Annotated in this window: 23 protein-coding genes; 21 read left to right on the top strand and 2 right to left on the bottom strand. The window is 66.0% G+C overall.

Going from position 1 to position 12,615, the window contains the following annotated elements:
* Nucleotides 1-183: 183 nt before the first annotated feature.
* Nucleotides 184-885, bottom strand: a complete 702-nt coding sequence (locus NE857_RS09450) for a helix-turn-helix domain-containing protein (RefSeq protein ID WP_254420645.1) — start codon at nucleotides 883-885, stop codon at nucleotides 184-186.
* A gap of 147 nt (nucleotides 886-1,032) precedes the next feature.
* Here NE857_RS09450 and NE857_RS09445 point away from each other — a divergent pair, with 147 nt between their 5' ends.
* The 13 genes from NE857_RS09445 to NE857_RS09385 all read left to right on the top strand — a co-directional run bounded on the left by NE857_RS09445 (nucleotide 1,033) and on the right by NE857_RS09385 (nucleotide 7,618).
* Nucleotides 1,033-1,335 carry a helix-turn-helix domain-containing protein gene (locus NE857_RS09445; protein WP_254420644.1) on the top strand — a complete coding sequence of 101 codons (303 nt, stop codon included), beginning with the start codon at nucleotides 1,033-1,035 and terminating at the stop codon, nucleotides 1,333-1,335.
* Nucleotides 1,336-1,437: 102 nt separating this feature from the next.
* On the top strand, nucleotides 1,438-1,842 hold the full coding sequence (locus tag NE857_RS09440) for a hypothetical protein (RefSeq protein ID WP_254420643.1): 405 nt from the start codon (nucleotides 1,438-1,440) through the stop codon (nucleotides 1,840-1,842).
* Between the two features lie 490 nt (nucleotides 1,843-2,332).
* Nucleotides 2,333-2,650: a hypothetical protein gene (locus NE857_RS09435; protein ID WP_254420642.1), complete on the top strand. Its 318-nt coding sequence runs from the start codon at nucleotides 2,333-2,335 to the stop codon at nucleotides 2,648-2,650.
* Between the two features lie 54 nt (nucleotides 2,651-2,704).
* Complete coding sequence (locus NE857_RS09430) at nucleotides 2,705-3,295, top strand: hypothetical protein (protein ID WP_254420641.1); 591 nt, start codon at nucleotides 2,705-2,707, stop codon at nucleotides 3,293-3,295.
* A 60-nt stretch (nucleotides 3,296-3,355) separates the two neighbouring features.
* Nucleotides 3,356-4,183 carry a helix-turn-helix domain-containing protein gene (locus NE857_RS09425; RefSeq protein WP_254420640.1) on the top strand — a complete coding sequence of 276 codons (828 nt, stop codon included), beginning with the start codon at nucleotides 3,356-3,358 and terminating at the stop codon, nucleotides 4,181-4,183.
* 18 nt (nucleotides 4,184-4,201) lie between these two features.
* Nucleotides 4,202-4,900 carry an ATP-binding protein gene (locus NE857_RS09420; RefSeq protein WP_254420639.1) on the top strand — a complete coding sequence of 233 codons (699 nt, stop codon included), beginning with the start codon at nucleotides 4,202-4,204 and terminating at the stop codon, nucleotides 4,898-4,900.
* A 56-nt stretch (nucleotides 4,901-4,956) separates the two neighbouring features.
* The gene (locus tag NE857_RS09415) at nucleotides 4,957-5,190 is read left to right on the top strand and encodes a WhiB family transcriptional regulator (RefSeq protein WP_254421922.1); all 234 of its coding nucleotides are present in this window, start codon (nucleotides 4,957-4,959) and stop codon (nucleotides 5,188-5,190) included.
* Nucleotides 5,187-5,573, top strand: coding sequence for an HNH endonuclease (locus tag NE857_RS09410; protein ID WP_254420638.1), 387 nt, complete (start codon nucleotides 5,187-5,189; stop codon nucleotides 5,571-5,573). The genes NE857_RS09415 and NE857_RS09410 overlap by 4 nt, the downstream gene beginning before the upstream one ends.
* A 122-nt stretch (nucleotides 5,574-5,695) precedes the next feature.
* Entirely contained in the window at nucleotides 5,696-6,178 is a 483-nt protein-coding gene (locus NE857_RS09405) for a single-stranded DNA-binding protein (RefSeq protein WP_254420637.1), read from the top strand.
* A 24-nt stretch (nucleotides 6,179-6,202) separates the two neighbouring features.
* Nucleotides 6,203-6,517, top strand: coding sequence for a hypothetical protein (locus tag NE857_RS09400; RefSeq protein WP_254420636.1), 315 nt, complete (start codon nucleotides 6,203-6,205; stop codon nucleotides 6,515-6,517).
* Nucleotides 6,514-6,678: a hypothetical protein gene (locus tag NE857_RS09395; RefSeq protein WP_254420635.1), complete on the top strand. Its 165-nt coding sequence runs from the start codon at nucleotides 6,514-6,516 to the stop codon at nucleotides 6,676-6,678. Before NE857_RS09400 ends, NE857_RS09395 begins: the two co-directional genes overlap by 4 nt.
* Nucleotides 6,675-6,866: a hypothetical protein gene (locus NE857_RS09390; RefSeq protein ID WP_254420634.1), complete on the top strand. Its 192-nt coding sequence runs from the start codon at nucleotides 6,675-6,677 to the stop codon at nucleotides 6,864-6,866. Before NE857_RS09395 ends, NE857_RS09390 begins: the two co-directional genes overlap by 4 nt.
* A 56-nt stretch (nucleotides 6,867-6,922) precedes the next feature.
* The gene (locus tag NE857_RS09385) at nucleotides 6,923-7,618 is read left to right on the top strand and encodes a PP2C family protein-serine/threonine phosphatase (RefSeq protein WP_254420633.1); all 696 of its coding nucleotides are present in this window, start codon (nucleotides 6,923-6,925) and stop codon (nucleotides 7,616-7,618) included.
* Between the two features lie 19 nt (nucleotides 7,619-7,637).
* Here the strand turns inward: NE857_RS09385 and NE857_RS09380 are convergent, their stop codons facing one another.
* Nucleotides 7,638-7,862, bottom strand: coding sequence for a hypothetical protein (locus NE857_RS09380; protein ID WP_254420632.1), 225 nt, complete (start codon nucleotides 7,860-7,862; stop codon nucleotides 7,638-7,640).
* Nucleotides 7,863-7,992: 130 nt separating this feature from the next.
* Here NE857_RS09380 and NE857_RS09375 point away from each other — a divergent pair, with 130 nt between their 5' ends.
* The 8 genes from NE857_RS09375 (at nucleotide 7,993) to NE857_RS09340 (ending at nucleotide 12,456) form a co-directional block, all read left to right on the top strand.
* Nucleotides 7,993-8,253: a hypothetical protein gene (locus NE857_RS09375; protein ID WP_254420631.1), complete on the top strand. Its 261-nt coding sequence runs from the start codon at nucleotides 7,993-7,995 to the stop codon at nucleotides 8,251-8,253.
* A gap of 63 nt (nucleotides 8,254-8,316) precedes the next feature.
* Complete coding sequence (locus NE857_RS09370; protein ID WP_254420630.1) at nucleotides 8,317-9,210, top strand: AAA family ATPase; 894 nt, start codon at nucleotides 8,317-8,319, stop codon at nucleotides 9,208-9,210.
* Nucleotides 9,200-9,781 carry a hypothetical protein gene (locus NE857_RS09365; protein WP_254420629.1) on the top strand — a complete coding sequence of 194 codons (582 nt, stop codon included), beginning with the start codon at nucleotides 9,200-9,202 and terminating at the stop codon, nucleotides 9,779-9,781. The genes NE857_RS09370 and NE857_RS09365 overlap by 11 nt, the downstream gene beginning before the upstream one ends.
* A 48-nt stretch (nucleotides 9,782-9,829) precedes the next feature.
* On the top strand, nucleotides 9,830-10,240 hold the full coding sequence (locus NE857_RS09360) for a hypothetical protein (RefSeq protein WP_254420628.1): 411 nt from the start codon (nucleotides 9,830-9,832) through the stop codon (nucleotides 10,238-10,240).
* 63 nt (nucleotides 10,241-10,303) lie between these two features.
* A complete protein-coding gene (locus NE857_RS09355; RefSeq protein WP_254420627.1) occupies nucleotides 10,304-11,026 on the top strand; it encodes a DUF2786 domain-containing protein in 723 nt (240 codons plus the stop codon).
* A gap of 2 nt (nucleotides 11,027-11,028) precedes the next feature.
* The gene (locus NE857_RS09350) at nucleotides 11,029-11,601 is read left to right on the top strand and encodes a hypothetical protein (RefSeq protein WP_254420626.1); all 573 of its coding nucleotides are present in this window, start codon (nucleotides 11,029-11,031) and stop codon (nucleotides 11,599-11,601) included.
* Complete coding sequence (locus NE857_RS09345) at nucleotides 11,598-11,960, top strand: hypothetical protein (protein WP_254420625.1); 363 nt, start codon at nucleotides 11,598-11,600, stop codon at nucleotides 11,958-11,960. The genes NE857_RS09350 and NE857_RS09345 overlap by 4 nt, the downstream gene beginning before the upstream one ends.
* 46 nt (nucleotides 11,961-12,006) lie before the next feature.
* Nucleotides 12,007-12,456, top strand: a complete 450-nt coding sequence (locus NE857_RS09340) for a hypothetical protein (RefSeq protein WP_254420624.1) — start codon at nucleotides 12,007-12,009, stop codon at nucleotides 12,454-12,456.
* Nucleotides 12,457-12,615 lie beyond the last annotated feature (159 nt).

Genomic DNA, 12,615 nt, shown 5'->3' with positions numbered 1-12,615 from the left:
GCACTCAATAAGGGCGGGGTCGCCGCCCGTGTTAGTCAGGAATTGCCAACAAGACGCCGGGGAGGCCCTAGTTACCTCGGCGACCGTTCTGCACCTCACTCATGATGCCATGCGAGATCAGCGGCACGGGCTGGGAATACGTTCGAAGGGAGTGAGCTTTTACTCGTTCGTAAAGCTTCTATATCAACGGTCTCGCTGCGGAATACTGTCCGTCATGCCCTCAAGCGCTCGCGCGGACTCGACCATCTGCGCGATGGATTCGAGACTCCGAGCGGAGAGACCGGCGGCCCGCAGGGCCAGGTGCTTGACCCCGCTGTCTCGCATGGCGGCGAGTAGCGCGAGCTCCTTCTCCACCTCTTGCGCGACCTTGGCGTCGGTGAAGTAGGCAGTGGGGACGCCGAAGAACTCGGCGAGGGCCTTGTCCAGGCCGTCGGAGGCTTCGGGCCATACCTGGCTCAGCCCTTCGACTTCTTCCGTTGAGATGGCCAAGCCAGCCCGGCGCAGGCCTTTGGCTACTTCGCGAGCTGTGTAGGGAGCACCTTCGGGACTGTGGACCGTGCGGAAGAGGTAGCGCAGGCGCTCCGGCTTTGCTTCCTCTGGGGCAGGGGGGTCTTCCCTTGGCGCCGAGGCGGGGGTCTTGCCTTGACGCGCCTGTTCGTATCCACCCGGCACCCAGTGGAGGGCAGCTTCGATGTCGGCGATCGTTGAAGCTCGTGGGCTGCTGATGCCGTATCGGACGTTGCGCAGAGCTTGAACGCTCTTCCCGATCCTGCTGGCGACATCCTGGAGATCGATCCCCTGCGCCTCGCAGGCCTTGTTCAACTGCTCATCGAAGCGGCATGCCTCCCAGGTTTGATAGGGGGGCGGCGGGTCTTCTCGGGTCATGCTCTTCATCGTAGCGGCTATGGGCCAAGTTTGGCCCTAACTTTGAGCCAAGTTACAGACCTGAGAGCAGCACACGACGAAGCCACTCACTCTGACTTGCTGCAAGTTATGTTGAACTTGGCGCAAAGTTGCGTCTACTCTTGGCCCATGACTCAGACCATCCCGCCCGGTGTTGACGGAGAGCAACTGCACGCGGCGCGACGCCAGCGCCGACTCTCCATCCCCCAACTGGCCGAAGCTGCGAAGCGCAGCCAGTGGCACCTGTACAAGGTTGAGCGCTCAGTCCGTGCGTTCACCTGGCCCGTCTACGTCGATGTGTGCAGGGCGCTCGACATCCCCGTGGGCGCCGAACTCACCTACGAGGGCCCACGCCGGTTCGGCGATCCCCGGGAAAGCGTCGATGACACAGCGCCCACCGTCACGAACCGTGACCCGGAGTGCAAGACGTGAGAGGCCTGAAACGGGTTTACCCGCACGAACGTTGCACGGATCACGGAGGTCCGGCATGACCCAACCTGGACCACACCGGACCAGCGGACCCAGAAGCGAGCCATGGTGAACCACGAGAACCAGCAGGGCGGTGCCATGCCGGTATGGCACCCTCCAACACCCACCGAGATCATGCAGAGCATCCGGAAACGCTCCGGTGAACTGGACACGGCGAGCCTCACCGTCAGGAGGCTCGGGCGGCGCTACGCCGAGGCCCGACATGCTTACCGGATGGCGGACGCCCGGGTACTGCTTCGCTTCATAGGGCAGGGCACGGTTCGGGAGAGAGATGCCCGAGCCGCACTGGCCAGCGCGGACGAGCATCTCGAAATGGAGATCGCGGACCAGGAGCTGAGGGCCGCACGCGATCACATCGCGAACCTGCGCGCCCAGCTCAGCGCCGACCAGAGCATCGGGGCTTGGTTGCGTACCGAGGTGACTCTCCCATCACAGACGTGGGGGGCTTGATGCAGCTGGCCTTGATGCCATCCGAGGCTGTCGAGGACGGGCGTCGGTTGCGTGATGCTGCGTTGGCCCGGGCTGACGAGGACCCGTGGGACTCTGCGGTGATCGACCAGGCCATCCGGTTCTTCGCGAGCTCGGGTGAGGCCTTCTCAGCGAATGATGTTCGGCCGCTGCTCCCTGTGGTCCGGAGGCCAGCGATCGGGGCACGCTTCATGGCGGCGTCCCGCCGAGGGGAGATCCGGAGGGTCGACTGGACTCCGAGCACTGATCCGGGCACCCACGCGCACCCCATCGGCGTCTGGGTCGGGACCGGCTCCTAGCGGTCCGTGTGGCCCAGACGGGCCACCCAGCCCTTCACGGTTTTCGTGTTGGGCCAACTACAGAAAACTATCGGAACATTGTTCCGGAATATTGTTGCTGCCTGGTTCGGCTGGCCTTAGCTTCTGACCTGCACCGGGGACCAGCCCCGGCCGAAGGTAAGGCCAGTTACACGATGACTAGCAAGTACTGCCAACAGCTCATCGACTCCCGGTTGGGAGGCATCGACCGCACCACCCTGGACCGCGCCGGCCAAACCCTCCTGGATCTCGTTTACACCCACAGCTGGACTGTGGACCGTCACGAGAAGGACCTGGCAAGAGAACTCGACCGGCTCAGCATCGAGCTGGACCGCGTTCGGGAGAACCCCGAGTACGAACCCCGCGCCCTCGGAAACGTGGCCGCCAAGGTGACAGCCGTTCAGCACAAGCTGTTCCAGGCGCGCGAGTCCTTCCGAGTCGCTGTCGGCACCGCAGTAACCATCCTGCGCTAACTCGATCCAACGGCCGCCCCGTTCCCCTCGGGGCGGCCCTTCCTAAGGAAACCAATGAATACCGTCGTCCCGAGTGCCGCAGTGCTCGCGGCTCTGTCCACCGCCGACCCCGAAACCGGGTCCTTGACCCTCGGCACCTGGCCCACGCTCCGGTCCGCAGAAGCCAACGGGTGGATCATCAGGACCACCCCGGGGGACCAGACGGACCGCCCGAACCGGTTCACCCTCACGGAGAAAGGGTGGTCTGTCACCGTCCCCAAGGAGCGGCGGTTCGAGGTGGACCAGATCGTGGTCCGCAGCCGCTTCCCGCGTGGTTCGCGCGTCATCGGGGTGCACGAAAGCCGTGGTCGCGCCGTCAGTGGTGTGGTGGACAGCTATGCGGATCTGCCCGACGGTGCAGGGCGCCGCACTTGGATGCTGCGAGTCACCCCTGATGGCGGTGCCCAGGTGCTCATCAGCCCACACACCGCGTTCCGTCAGCCGAGGCTCACCGAAGCCCAGGAGAACGCCCTGGTCGATGTCCTCGCCAGGAAGCCGATCAGCTCACGCTGCCAAACAGCCCTGACGCGGAAAGGGCTGCTTCGCGAGCACACCACTCCAGCTCTCACCGCTGCGGGAAGAGCGCTGGCAGAGCTGCTCCGGTGATGCGGGGGCACGCAGTCCAGCATCCCCCAGGCCTTACCCGTGACCACCCTTGGAGAGCTCGTGGCCGTTGAAGTCATGGCGTGGGTGTGGAACCACTCACGAACGAAGAACTCAGCCCGCCTGGTGCTGCTCGCCATCGCGGACTGTGCCTCCGGAGACGGCACCAACGCCTGGCCGTCCAACAAGGAGCTGTGCCGCAAGACCCGTCTCACTGACCGGTCCGTGCAGTCGGCCATCCAGCAGTGCATCGAGCTGGGCGAGTTGGATGTGGAGCTCAACGGCGGACGCCGGGGCACGAACATGTACACGGTCCTCATGCGGACCCCCGAAGATCTTTCGCCCCCGAAGAAAGCTCGGGGGGAAGATCCTGCACCCCCGAAGAATGTTCGGGGGTCGGCGAAATCGCAGGTCAGCTCGGCAACCCCCGAAGGATCTTCGGCCCCCGAAAAATCTTCCGGGGCGAAGAATTTGCGCCCAACCCCCGAAGAATCTTCGGACGGAACCGTCCAGGAACCGTCAGGAGAAAGAGAGTCTCTCTTCCCCGACCTCGGCGCGGAGGCGAACGCGCCAACCCCTGACGCTCTCTTCGAGGCGTTCTGGAGCGCGTACCCGAAGAAGAAGGCGAAGGGCGACGCCCGCAAGGCGTGGGGGCAGGTGCTCAAGCGCGGAGCGGAGCCGCACACCATCGTCGCCGCCGCCCACCAGTACGCCCGAGAACGTGACGGCGAGGACCCCCAGTACACCGCCTATCCGGCCACGTGGCTGCGCTCCGAGCGGTACGCCGACGAGCCCGACCCGATGTACCAGCCGCCCCGCCAAAGAGCCGGAAGCCACCAGCCCTACCGCAACCCCACCACCTACGGCTCCAACCCCGACCCCTGGGCCTAACCCGAAGGAGACCCCTAAATGGCTACCGCTCTCGCCAGCGAATCCCTCCTCGGTCGCCTGGCGCGCATCGCCCGCCAGCGCGGCCTGGACACCACCCCCGGGCCGATCAACGACGGCCCGTCCCCCGACGAACCGGGGCACCCGGCGTACCACCACCGCCAGCGCGTGAACGCCGCACTCGCCAAGCTCAACCGGGCGGTACCGCCCCGGTACACGAACGCGACCGCCGATATGCCTCAGGTGGCGAGGTGGGCGAGTGAAGTTGCCATGAACCCGACGACCGCGGATTCCCTCATGCTGTGGGGCCCCACTGGCACGGGGAAAACCCACCTCGCGTATGGAGCCCTGCGACTGATCGCGGAATCCGGACCGGGCCGGTTCGGAGTGGTCGCTGCGACGTTCCCGGATCTGTACGCCGCCCTCCGCCCCGGCGCGTCAGATCCGGTGGAGCGCGAGCGCACCATGCGCCGCGTGATGCAGACCCCGCTTCTACTCCTGGACGACCTCGGCACCACCAAGGACAGCGCGTGGACCGAGGAGACGACGTACCGGATCATCAACCACCGCTATAACCGGTGCCTGCCGATGATCATCACGAGCAACGAGTCCCCGATCGCACTGCCGAACCTGGTGGGTGACCGGATCGCGTCTCGCCTGATCGAAATGACGACCCGTGTCGAGGTCTCCGGAGCCGACCGCCGCAAGGTGGCCCGGTGACCCCCACAGCCCTGGACGACCTGGTGCGGCTGCTCGCTCCCCCGCCCGGCCTGGACATGTCGTGGCAGGACCGGGCGCTGTGTGCGGAGACCGACCCGGAGGCGTTCTACCCCGGCAAGGGGCAGACGCCCGACCAGGCGTTGGCGGTGTGCTCGCGGTGCGAAGTTCGACGGGCCTGTCTGGAGTACGCGCTCGCTACCCGGGAGCGCTACGGCGTCTGGGGCGGCACCACACAGGACGAACGCCGCGCCATGTGGAACGAGAACGAAGACGAGGAGTGTGCGGCATGACCGGACCGAGCAGGGCCGTTCGCGAGCTGGTGTGGGACCGCGACGGGGGAGCGTGTGTGTGGTGTGGACGGGCGGTCAGCCCGGAGTGGCACAGCATTCACCACCGCACCAACCGGGGCGCGGGCGGGTCCCGGCGCCGGGAGCTGAATCTGCCCGGCAACCTGGTGTTGCTGCACGGCACCGGTACGACCGGTTGCCACGGCCTGATCACGTGCGACGCCGCCAGCGCGAGGGAAGCGAAGCGGCGCGGCATCGTGCTCTCGAAGCTGTCGATCGTGCCACCTGCCGAAGTGCCGGTCCTGTATGCGAACAGCGTGTGGGCGCGGATCGGTGATGACGGCTCTTGGAGTGCGGTAGGCACACCTTTCAGTAACCCTGCGTAGCCATGCCCTCAAACTTTGCGTCAAGTTCTCGCAACTTGGCGCAAAGTTTAGTACTGTCGGTGCTGCCCGAACGGGAGGTGAGCTGCGAAAAGCAGACGCCGCGCCACAACGAAAGGGGCCTCATGGCAGGCGAAACCCAGATAACCCTGATCGGCAACCTCGTCGATGACCCTGAACTTCGCTTCACGCCCAGTGGAGCCGCGGTCGCCAACTTCCGCGTGGCCTCGACGCCCCGCACCTTCGACCGCGCCTCGGGAGAGTGGCGGGACGGGGAATCCATGTTCCTCTCCTGCACCGTGTGGCGTCAGTACGCGGAGAACGTGGCCGAGAGCCTGCAACGCGGTGTGCGCGTCATCGTGCAGGGCCGCCTGAAGCAGCGGTCCTTCGAGACCCGCGAGGGCCAGGAGCGGACCGTCTACGAGATCGACGTCGAAGAGGTCGGCCCGGCCCTGCGCAACGCCACCGCGACCGTGACCAGACAGCAGCGGTCTGCCGACCACCACCAGCAGAGCAACCGCTCCACCAGCGGATACGGGCACACGGGCGGTCACCAGCCCCCGGCAGACGACCCCTGGGCCTTCCCCAACCAGCAAACCCCGTTCTAACCCCCTCCCCACCTAGGAGCACCAGTGATCACCCGACGGATCCCGCTCGACGTCGCCCGCACCCTCAACGAGGTGAACGACCTCGGCCAACCGCACGCCGGATACACGCCCATCGATGTCCAGCACGATGCTGACCTTCCCAATGGCAGCGAGGAGCGTTTCCTCATCGTGCAGCGCACCGACGACGGCACCCACTGGGCGCTGCCCCTGCTCGATGACGAGCTCAACCCCCGGTTTATCGACCAAGCCAGGCAGACCTTGACCGCGCACCAGGTCATGGCCGTGCGCACGATCGAGTACGTCGAGGTTCGGCCGAAGAAGGCGCCGAGTTACGCATGACCGCGCACCATTCCTGGGCCGCCCGTGTCCTCGCAGCCGCATCGGACGAGCGGGTGCGCCTGTGGACCCTGTACCGGGCCCGCGTCACCGATGCGCCCGAGGACCACGACACCGCTTTGAAGAGCCTCATCGAGCAACTCGACAAGGAGGAGACGAGGTGACACCGCAACAAGTCCGCAGCCGGGTCACTGCGATCGACCCGGCCGACGAAGGCGCCGCGCACTCAGCGGAAGACCTGCTCTGGCAGGACACCCTCGCCGCCATCGCGGCAGGCGCCCCCAAACCCCGCCAGCTCGCCGGGGAAGCCCTCGCGACAGCGCTCCTGGACTTCCCCCGCTACTGCGCCTGAATCATGCACGGGCCGCCCCGGCCAGGGGCGGCCCCACCCCAGAAAGAGAAACCCCTGTGATCACCTTCGGCACCTACTCCGACCAGGGCCTGCGCGATTCCCAGCAGGACGCCCACCACGTCACCTTCAATCGGGACACAGGACAATGGGCCGCCGCGCTCGCGGACGGATTCGGTCCCGAGACTGACGTTGCGGAGGCTGCGCAGGAGGCAGCGACCACCGCAGCGATCAAGGCGATCCCCTACGACCCTTATGTCGCACTGGGTGAAGCAGCAACCCGCCTCCACCGCGACTATGACGGCGACTGCGTGATGGTCGTAGCCTCCCAGTACACCCCCAACGACGCGATCGACGTCGCCTGGGTCGGTGACTGCCGCGCCTATACCTGGGTCGGAGGAGAGCTGACACAGCTCACCCGCGACCACAACGAGGCCCAGGAGCTCCTGGACGCCGGTGCTCCTGATGAGTTCGCGCGCAAGCGCCGCAACGTCGTCACCACCAGCGTCGCTCGCAGTTTCGAGTCGGAGTACGGCACCAGATCGGCCGCTGCTCCGGAGTTGGTACTGCTCACCACGGACGGGGTGCACGACGTGCTCGGCTCCGACGAGATCACCGAGGTCGTGCGGCGTTTCGACACCGACCCGGAGGTGTGCGCCCAGGCCTTGGTGGAAGCCGCACGGGAAACCGACGCCGGCCGCCCGGAAGCGGAGCGGAGCGGAGACAACGCCACAGCGGTCGTCCTCCGACTATGAGGAACGGGACTGGAGAGGGCTATGTCCCCTCCGGAGCTTCCTGCGCGGCCTTCTTTCGGTCGCGTCGGTGCCTCCGGATGTAGGTGTCCCGGAAGGGGCCGTCCTCCGCGACCTCAGTGGGTGTGGCCTCCTCGGTGTCGAGAAGGCGGTTGATCTCTTTCCAGACCTCCTGACGGGTTTCGTTGAGCGCCGCCTCCTGTCGCCTGTAGCGCTGTGTCAACTTCTTGAGTTCCTCGGTTCCCATACCCGCTTTATAGCACATGGTTCCGGAAGAGTGTTCCGGAAGGGAGTCGCTGACTTGGGTGGATCGAGCTAAGGTCAAGCCAACCCAAGACCGGAACAATATTCCGGAACAAAGTTCCATTGGAGTTGTCATGTCCACCGCCCTCCTCCAGGTCACCACCTTTGACGACCTCGCCGCCGAGTACGCCCCTACCGCGTTCGTCCTCGTACCGGGGTGCCCCCGGTGGCCCACCTACCTGGAGTGCCCCGAGTGCGGCGAAGCCCTCGGCGAGGACGCCGCCTTCCACACGGCCTGGATCAGCGAGGCGATCGGTGACGCCCTGGAGGACCTCCTCAGCCAGCACGCCGAGGAGCGGCGGAGCTGCGGACGAGAGCTCTACGCCGAGGCCTGACCACCCCGGGCCGCCCCACCTCGGGGCGGCCCTCCCCCACCAACACAAGAACGGACCATCACCATGACCACCACCCAGTTCGCGTTCGTACCCGCCACCAAGGAACAAACCAAGATCCGAGCCGCGTTCACCGGCCCGCCCGGCGCGGGCAAGACGTACACCGCCCTGAAGATCGCCACCCACCTCGGAGAGAGCATCGGTGTCATCGACACCGAGAACGGTTCCGCGGCCGAGTACAGCAGTGAGTTCACGTTCCAACACCTGGTGATGCGCCACTACGCACCCCAGGACCTCATGCACGCCATCGCCGCCGCCAACCAGGCAGGGCTCGGAACGCTCATCATCGACACCTGGAGCAAGTTCTGGAACGGCGTCGGCGGCGTCCTCGAACAGGTCGACCAGCTCAGCAAGGGCGGCAACAAGTTCGCCACGGGCTGGAAGGACCTCCGCCCCGTCGAGATGGCGATGATCGAGGCGATCACCAGCTACCCCGGGCACATCCTCGTGACGATGCGCAGCAAAGTCGCCTACGAGGTGCAAACCAACAGCTCCGGAAAGGCCGTCCCCGTCAAGATCGGCCTGAAGCCGGAGCAGCGCGAGGGCGTCGAGTACGAGTTCTCCCTCATCGGGGACCTCGACCGCGACCACACCATGACGATCACCAAGGCCCGCGCGCACACCCTCGACAGCCGGATCATCCCCCGCCCCGGGGAAGAGCTCGCTCAGGAACTCCTGGCGTGGGTGAACGAGGGTGTCCCCTCCCCCACGGCGAACAGCCTGAGGGACCAGGCGCTCGCGGCCGACGTGACGGTGGAAACACTGCGCGGCCTGCTCACAGAAGGGCGCAAGCGCGGCCTGCTCGGAGCTCCGGTGATCGACCCCGCGACCGAGCAGCCCACGACCCTCGGCGACCTGATCACCCGACGTGGCAAGGAGGCGGCCTCCCTTGCAGCATGAGGACCTGGTGCTCCTCGTCGCCGCCGCCCTAGTCAAACGCGAGGTCGGCCAGGCAGATACGGAACGCCGCAAAGCCCTGGTCTCCGACCTGGTCGAGGACCTGACCAACTCCATGGTGCCCGGCGATCGGACCACGGTCCGCATCCGCGACGCAAACGGGAAGCCCGTGGCGATCGGCACGGTGCGCGTGGACGACGGCCCGGTCACCGTCACCGTCACGAACCCGCGCGCGTACCTCGACTGGGTGAAAGCCACCGCAGAGAGCGAGATCGAGGAAACCGTCCGCGAGGCGTATACGAAGCGCTTGGCGGAGATGGTCAAGCGCCACGGCGGTGTGATGAACCCGGACACGGGCGAGGTCACCGAGGTGCCCGGCATGACGCGCACCCAGGGGCAGCCCAAGGTCGTGGTCACCCCCGCCTCTGGCGCGAAAGAGGCACTCGCCGATTGGCATAGCCAGAAGAACTGGCTTTCACGCCTCCTTAAGGCCCCTACCAGGGAAAACGACCTTGAAGAGAGGAACACTGTTCCGGTACAGTCTTCCTCACTGGGGCAGCAAAGCCGCACCTAAACCCCCTCCCCGTCCCAGCCAAGCCAGCAAGAAAGAACCGATGATCCTATGACCACACGCATTCGTCAGTTTGCTGAATACGAAGTCGAAGGGACCAACATTCCGATCTTCGATACCCCCACCGAAGTCCCCGACGTACTCGAAGACTTGATGACCGAGAACTGGCCCTACCTCGGCACTACCGCCCTCGCATGGGAATCCGACGACGTCGCCCACCTGTACATCCAAGGGGTAGAAGGGCCGGTGGCCAAACTCGACAGCGAGGACTTGGAAGGCCTCATTCCCCAAGCGCTCAACCTCCTAAGCGCCAAACGGGTGTTGGACATGGAAATCCGAGCCAATGCCATCGCCGAACGTGCCGAGCGCCTACATGCATCCCCCGCCTGCGTGATCACCGAGCCCCGACCTTGTTCCACATGCCGCGACTACGCTACGGCCCTCGTGGATCTCGGCCTCTAACACCGTTCGCTCCGGGGGCGGCGAACCCGCCGCCCCCTTTATCCCCACCCGAGAAGAGACGACATGATCCCCGAGGCCACCCTCCGCAAGGTCCGCTCCATGCTCGCCATGGCCGAAGACCCGTCGGTCACCGAAGCCGAAGCCGAAGCGTTCACCGCCAAAGCCATGAAGTGGATCTCCGAGTACGGCATCGACATGGCCGTAGCCACCGCCAAGCAACCCACCAGCGACATCCTGACCGACAAGCAGGTCACCCTCCCCGGCCCCCGGGCCATGGCGAAGGCGAACCTGTTCTGCCTGGTCGCGGACGCCATGCGGTGCAAGGCGTTGCGCATCCCCAAGCGACGCGGCCAGGGCGACGGCACTCAGACCGTCCACATCTTCGGCTACGCCTCCGACATCGAACGCTTCACCCTCGTCCACGCCTCCCTGGAACTCCAGATGATGAACGGGCTCGCCCAGGTGACTCCCCCGCCCCGGGCATCCGCCCGCAAGTACAAGACGGCCTGGTGCGTGGGATTCGCCAACAGGGTCGCCGAGCGCATCGAGTCCCTGGAGAAGACCGCACAGCAGGAAGCCGTACCGCAGGAAGCACAGCGATCCACGGAGCTGGTCCTCATGGACCGCAACAGAGCCGTTCAGCAGCGAGTCGCCAGCGAGTACGAACGCACCGTCACGCGACGGACCTCCGTTCTCAGCTCCGGATACGGGGCAGGGGCCGCAGCCGGAGCACGCGCCGACATCGGACAAAGCCGCCTGAGTGACCGGGCTGCACTGGGCCGGTAACCATGACCACCATCTACTGCGCCGCCGATGTCCAGACCACACACGACCACTTTTCCCGACTGACCGCAGCCCGACGCAAACGCACGGCAATGCTCGGACAGTGGCGGATGATCCTGGGCCTGGACAGCACCGACCGGCCGGTGATGGAAACCAGCCGGGTGGTGGGGTTTCGCTGCGGCAAGCCCCACCACCTGCACCCCGGATGGCGATACGAACACCGCACCCGCACCCTCCGACCGGACCGGCGCACAAACGAGGGCCTGCTCGCCTCCGCCGCGCTGCGTGAAATTCCCAGCGGTCGCACCGGTGGCCACCCTCAGGACCTGCCCTGGCCCGGAGGGATGCCCTCCACCGTCATGTACCGCCAACGCCCGCCCGGAGGAGGGAGCCCGCGGTGGCACATCGGAACCCCCACCGCGTCGCTGTACGGCACCCGACTCCTCATCACCTGGGACTACATGCCTCCCGAGCACGCCCAGCACATTCGACTGGGCCTATGGGAGGACGTCACCAACGAGTGGAAGCTCCTATCCCTCCTCCGGCCCCGCACACCACTACGAAAGGAAGACCTGTGAACCTAATCGGCGCGCACGTGCGTGCAGGAGAAATTTGGAAGCCGTGCGACCCCCGCGCGCACTACCTCGTCCGCGTCACCGAGGTGAGCGCCACCCGGGTCGAAGTCGTGGACGCCGCGACCGGCAAGCGCCCCCGCTCGATCCTGCGGCAGGAGTTCCACGACAACCCCGACACCAAGCACGGAGCACCTCGCCGCACCGGCTTCATCTGCGTGCGCTCCGCCCCGGTACCAACTCCGGAGGACCGCCTCAAGGACGCGACCCGCCTGGTCATGAACGCCAAGAAAGACCCGGACCGCGTGCACGTGCACACGTTCCTCTCCCAACTCACCGGGGCCCTGAACCCCCTCCCCTTCTAACAACCCCGGGGCCGCCCCTCTCAGGGGCGGCCCCACGGAGACTTCCATGCTGTACACCCTTCGCTTCACCGCCGAACTCGACCACACCGTTGACGTCGAGGCCCTGGACCTCGACGAGGCCATCTCCCAGACCGACGACCTCTTCAACCTTCCCGACTGCGCACACCTCGTGCAGTGGCACTACGCCAGCGCCACCGTGGCCGGCGAAACAGTGCAGGAGGAGCCGCGTCTGCACGAGCAGCACCGCGACGAGGTCACCGGCTTGGAAGCGGAGCTCAATCGGCTTCGGACCCAGCTAGCAGAGCGCGACCAACATCTGGCGCGTCTCTGGGCGCTCATGGAGATGGCGCAGGTGTTCAAGGTCGACGGACCGAACGGCACCGCCACCGTGACCCGGCAATTCGACGGATGGTTCGTCACCTCCAACGCACACGGCTGGTCACAGCACCTCACCCGAGACGACGCCATGAACCACGCCCGTCAACTCGTGAACTGACCGACCAACCACCCAGCCCACCTCCGTTTCGGGGTGGGCGCTCACCCTCTGGAGCCCCATGCCCGTTCGCCTCTCATCCGAGTATCGAGCCCTCAAAAAGATCGCTAAGAAGCACAAGTGGACCGTCCGCAAACGCTCCAAACACCTGGAGTGGAGACC

Source organism: Nocardiopsis exhalans, assembly GCF_024134545.1.
GTDB lineage: Bacteria > Actinomycetota > Actinomycetes > Streptosporangiales > Streptosporangiaceae > Nocardiopsis > Nocardiopsis exhalans.
Note: the sequence above shows the minus strand (reverse complement) of the source record. Positions and strands in the feature narration are given on the sequence as shown.

Coding starts and splice junctions, on each gene's coding strand:
- NE857_RS09450 (WP_254420645.1), bottom strand. CDS start 885: ATGACCCGAGAAGACCCGCCGCCCCCCTATCAAACCTGGGAGGCATGC.
- NE857_RS09445 (WP_254420644.1), top strand. CDS start 1,033: ATGACTCAGACCATCCCGCCCGGTGTTGACGGAGAGCAACTGCACGCG.
- NE857_RS09440 (WP_254420643.1), top strand. CDS start 1,438: ATGGTGAACCACGAGAACCAGCAGGGCGGTGCCATGCCGGTATGGCAC.
- NE857_RS09435 (WP_254420642.1), top strand. CDS start 2,333: ATGACTAGCAAGTACTGCCAACAGCTCATCGACTCCCGGTTGGGAGGC.
- NE857_RS09430 (WP_254420641.1), top strand. CDS start 2,705: ATGAATACCGTCGTCCCGAGTGCCGCAGTGCTCGCGGCTCTGTCCACC.
- NE857_RS09420 (WP_254420639.1), top strand. CDS start 4,202: ATGGCTACCGCTCTCGCCAGCGAATCCCTCCTCGGTCGCCTGGCGCGC.
- NE857_RS09415 (WP_254421922.1), top strand. CDS start 4,957: ATGTCGTGGCAGGACCGGGCGCTGTGTGCGGAGACCGACCCGGAGGCG.
- NE857_RS09410 (WP_254420638.1), top strand. CDS start 5,187: ATGACCGGACCGAGCAGGGCCGTTCGCGAGCTGGTGTGGGACCGCGAC.
- NE857_RS09405 (WP_254420637.1), top strand. CDS start 5,696: ATGGCAGGCGAAACCCAGATAACCCTGATCGGCAACCTCGTCGATGAC.
- NE857_RS09395 (WP_254420635.1), top strand. CDS start 6,514: ATGACCGCGCACCATTCCTGGGCCGCCCGTGTCCTCGCAGCCGCATCG.
- NE857_RS09380 (WP_254420632.1), bottom strand. CDS start 7,862: ATGGGAACCGAGGAACTCAAGAAGTTGACACAGCGCTACAGGCGACAG.
- NE857_RS09375 (WP_254420631.1), top strand. CDS start 7,993: ATGTCCACCGCCCTCCTCCAGGTCACCACCTTTGACGACCTCGCCGCC.
- NE857_RS09370 (WP_254420630.1), top strand. CDS start 8,317: ATGACCACCACCCAGTTCGCGTTCGTACCCGCCACCAAGGAACAAACC.
- NE857_RS09360 (WP_254420628.1), top strand. CDS start 9,830: ATGACCACACGCATTCGTCAGTTTGCTGAATACGAAGTCGAAGGGACC.
- NE857_RS09355 (WP_254420627.1), top strand. CDS start 10,304: ATGATCCCCGAGGCCACCCTCCGCAAGGTCCGCTCCATGCTCGCCATG.
- NE857_RS09350 (WP_254420626.1), top strand. CDS start 11,029: ATGACCACCATCTACTGCGCCGCCGATGTCCAGACCACACACGACCAC.
- NE857_RS09340 (WP_254420624.1), top strand. CDS start 12,007: ATGCTGTACACCCTTCGCTTCACCGCCGAACTCGACCACACCGTTGAC.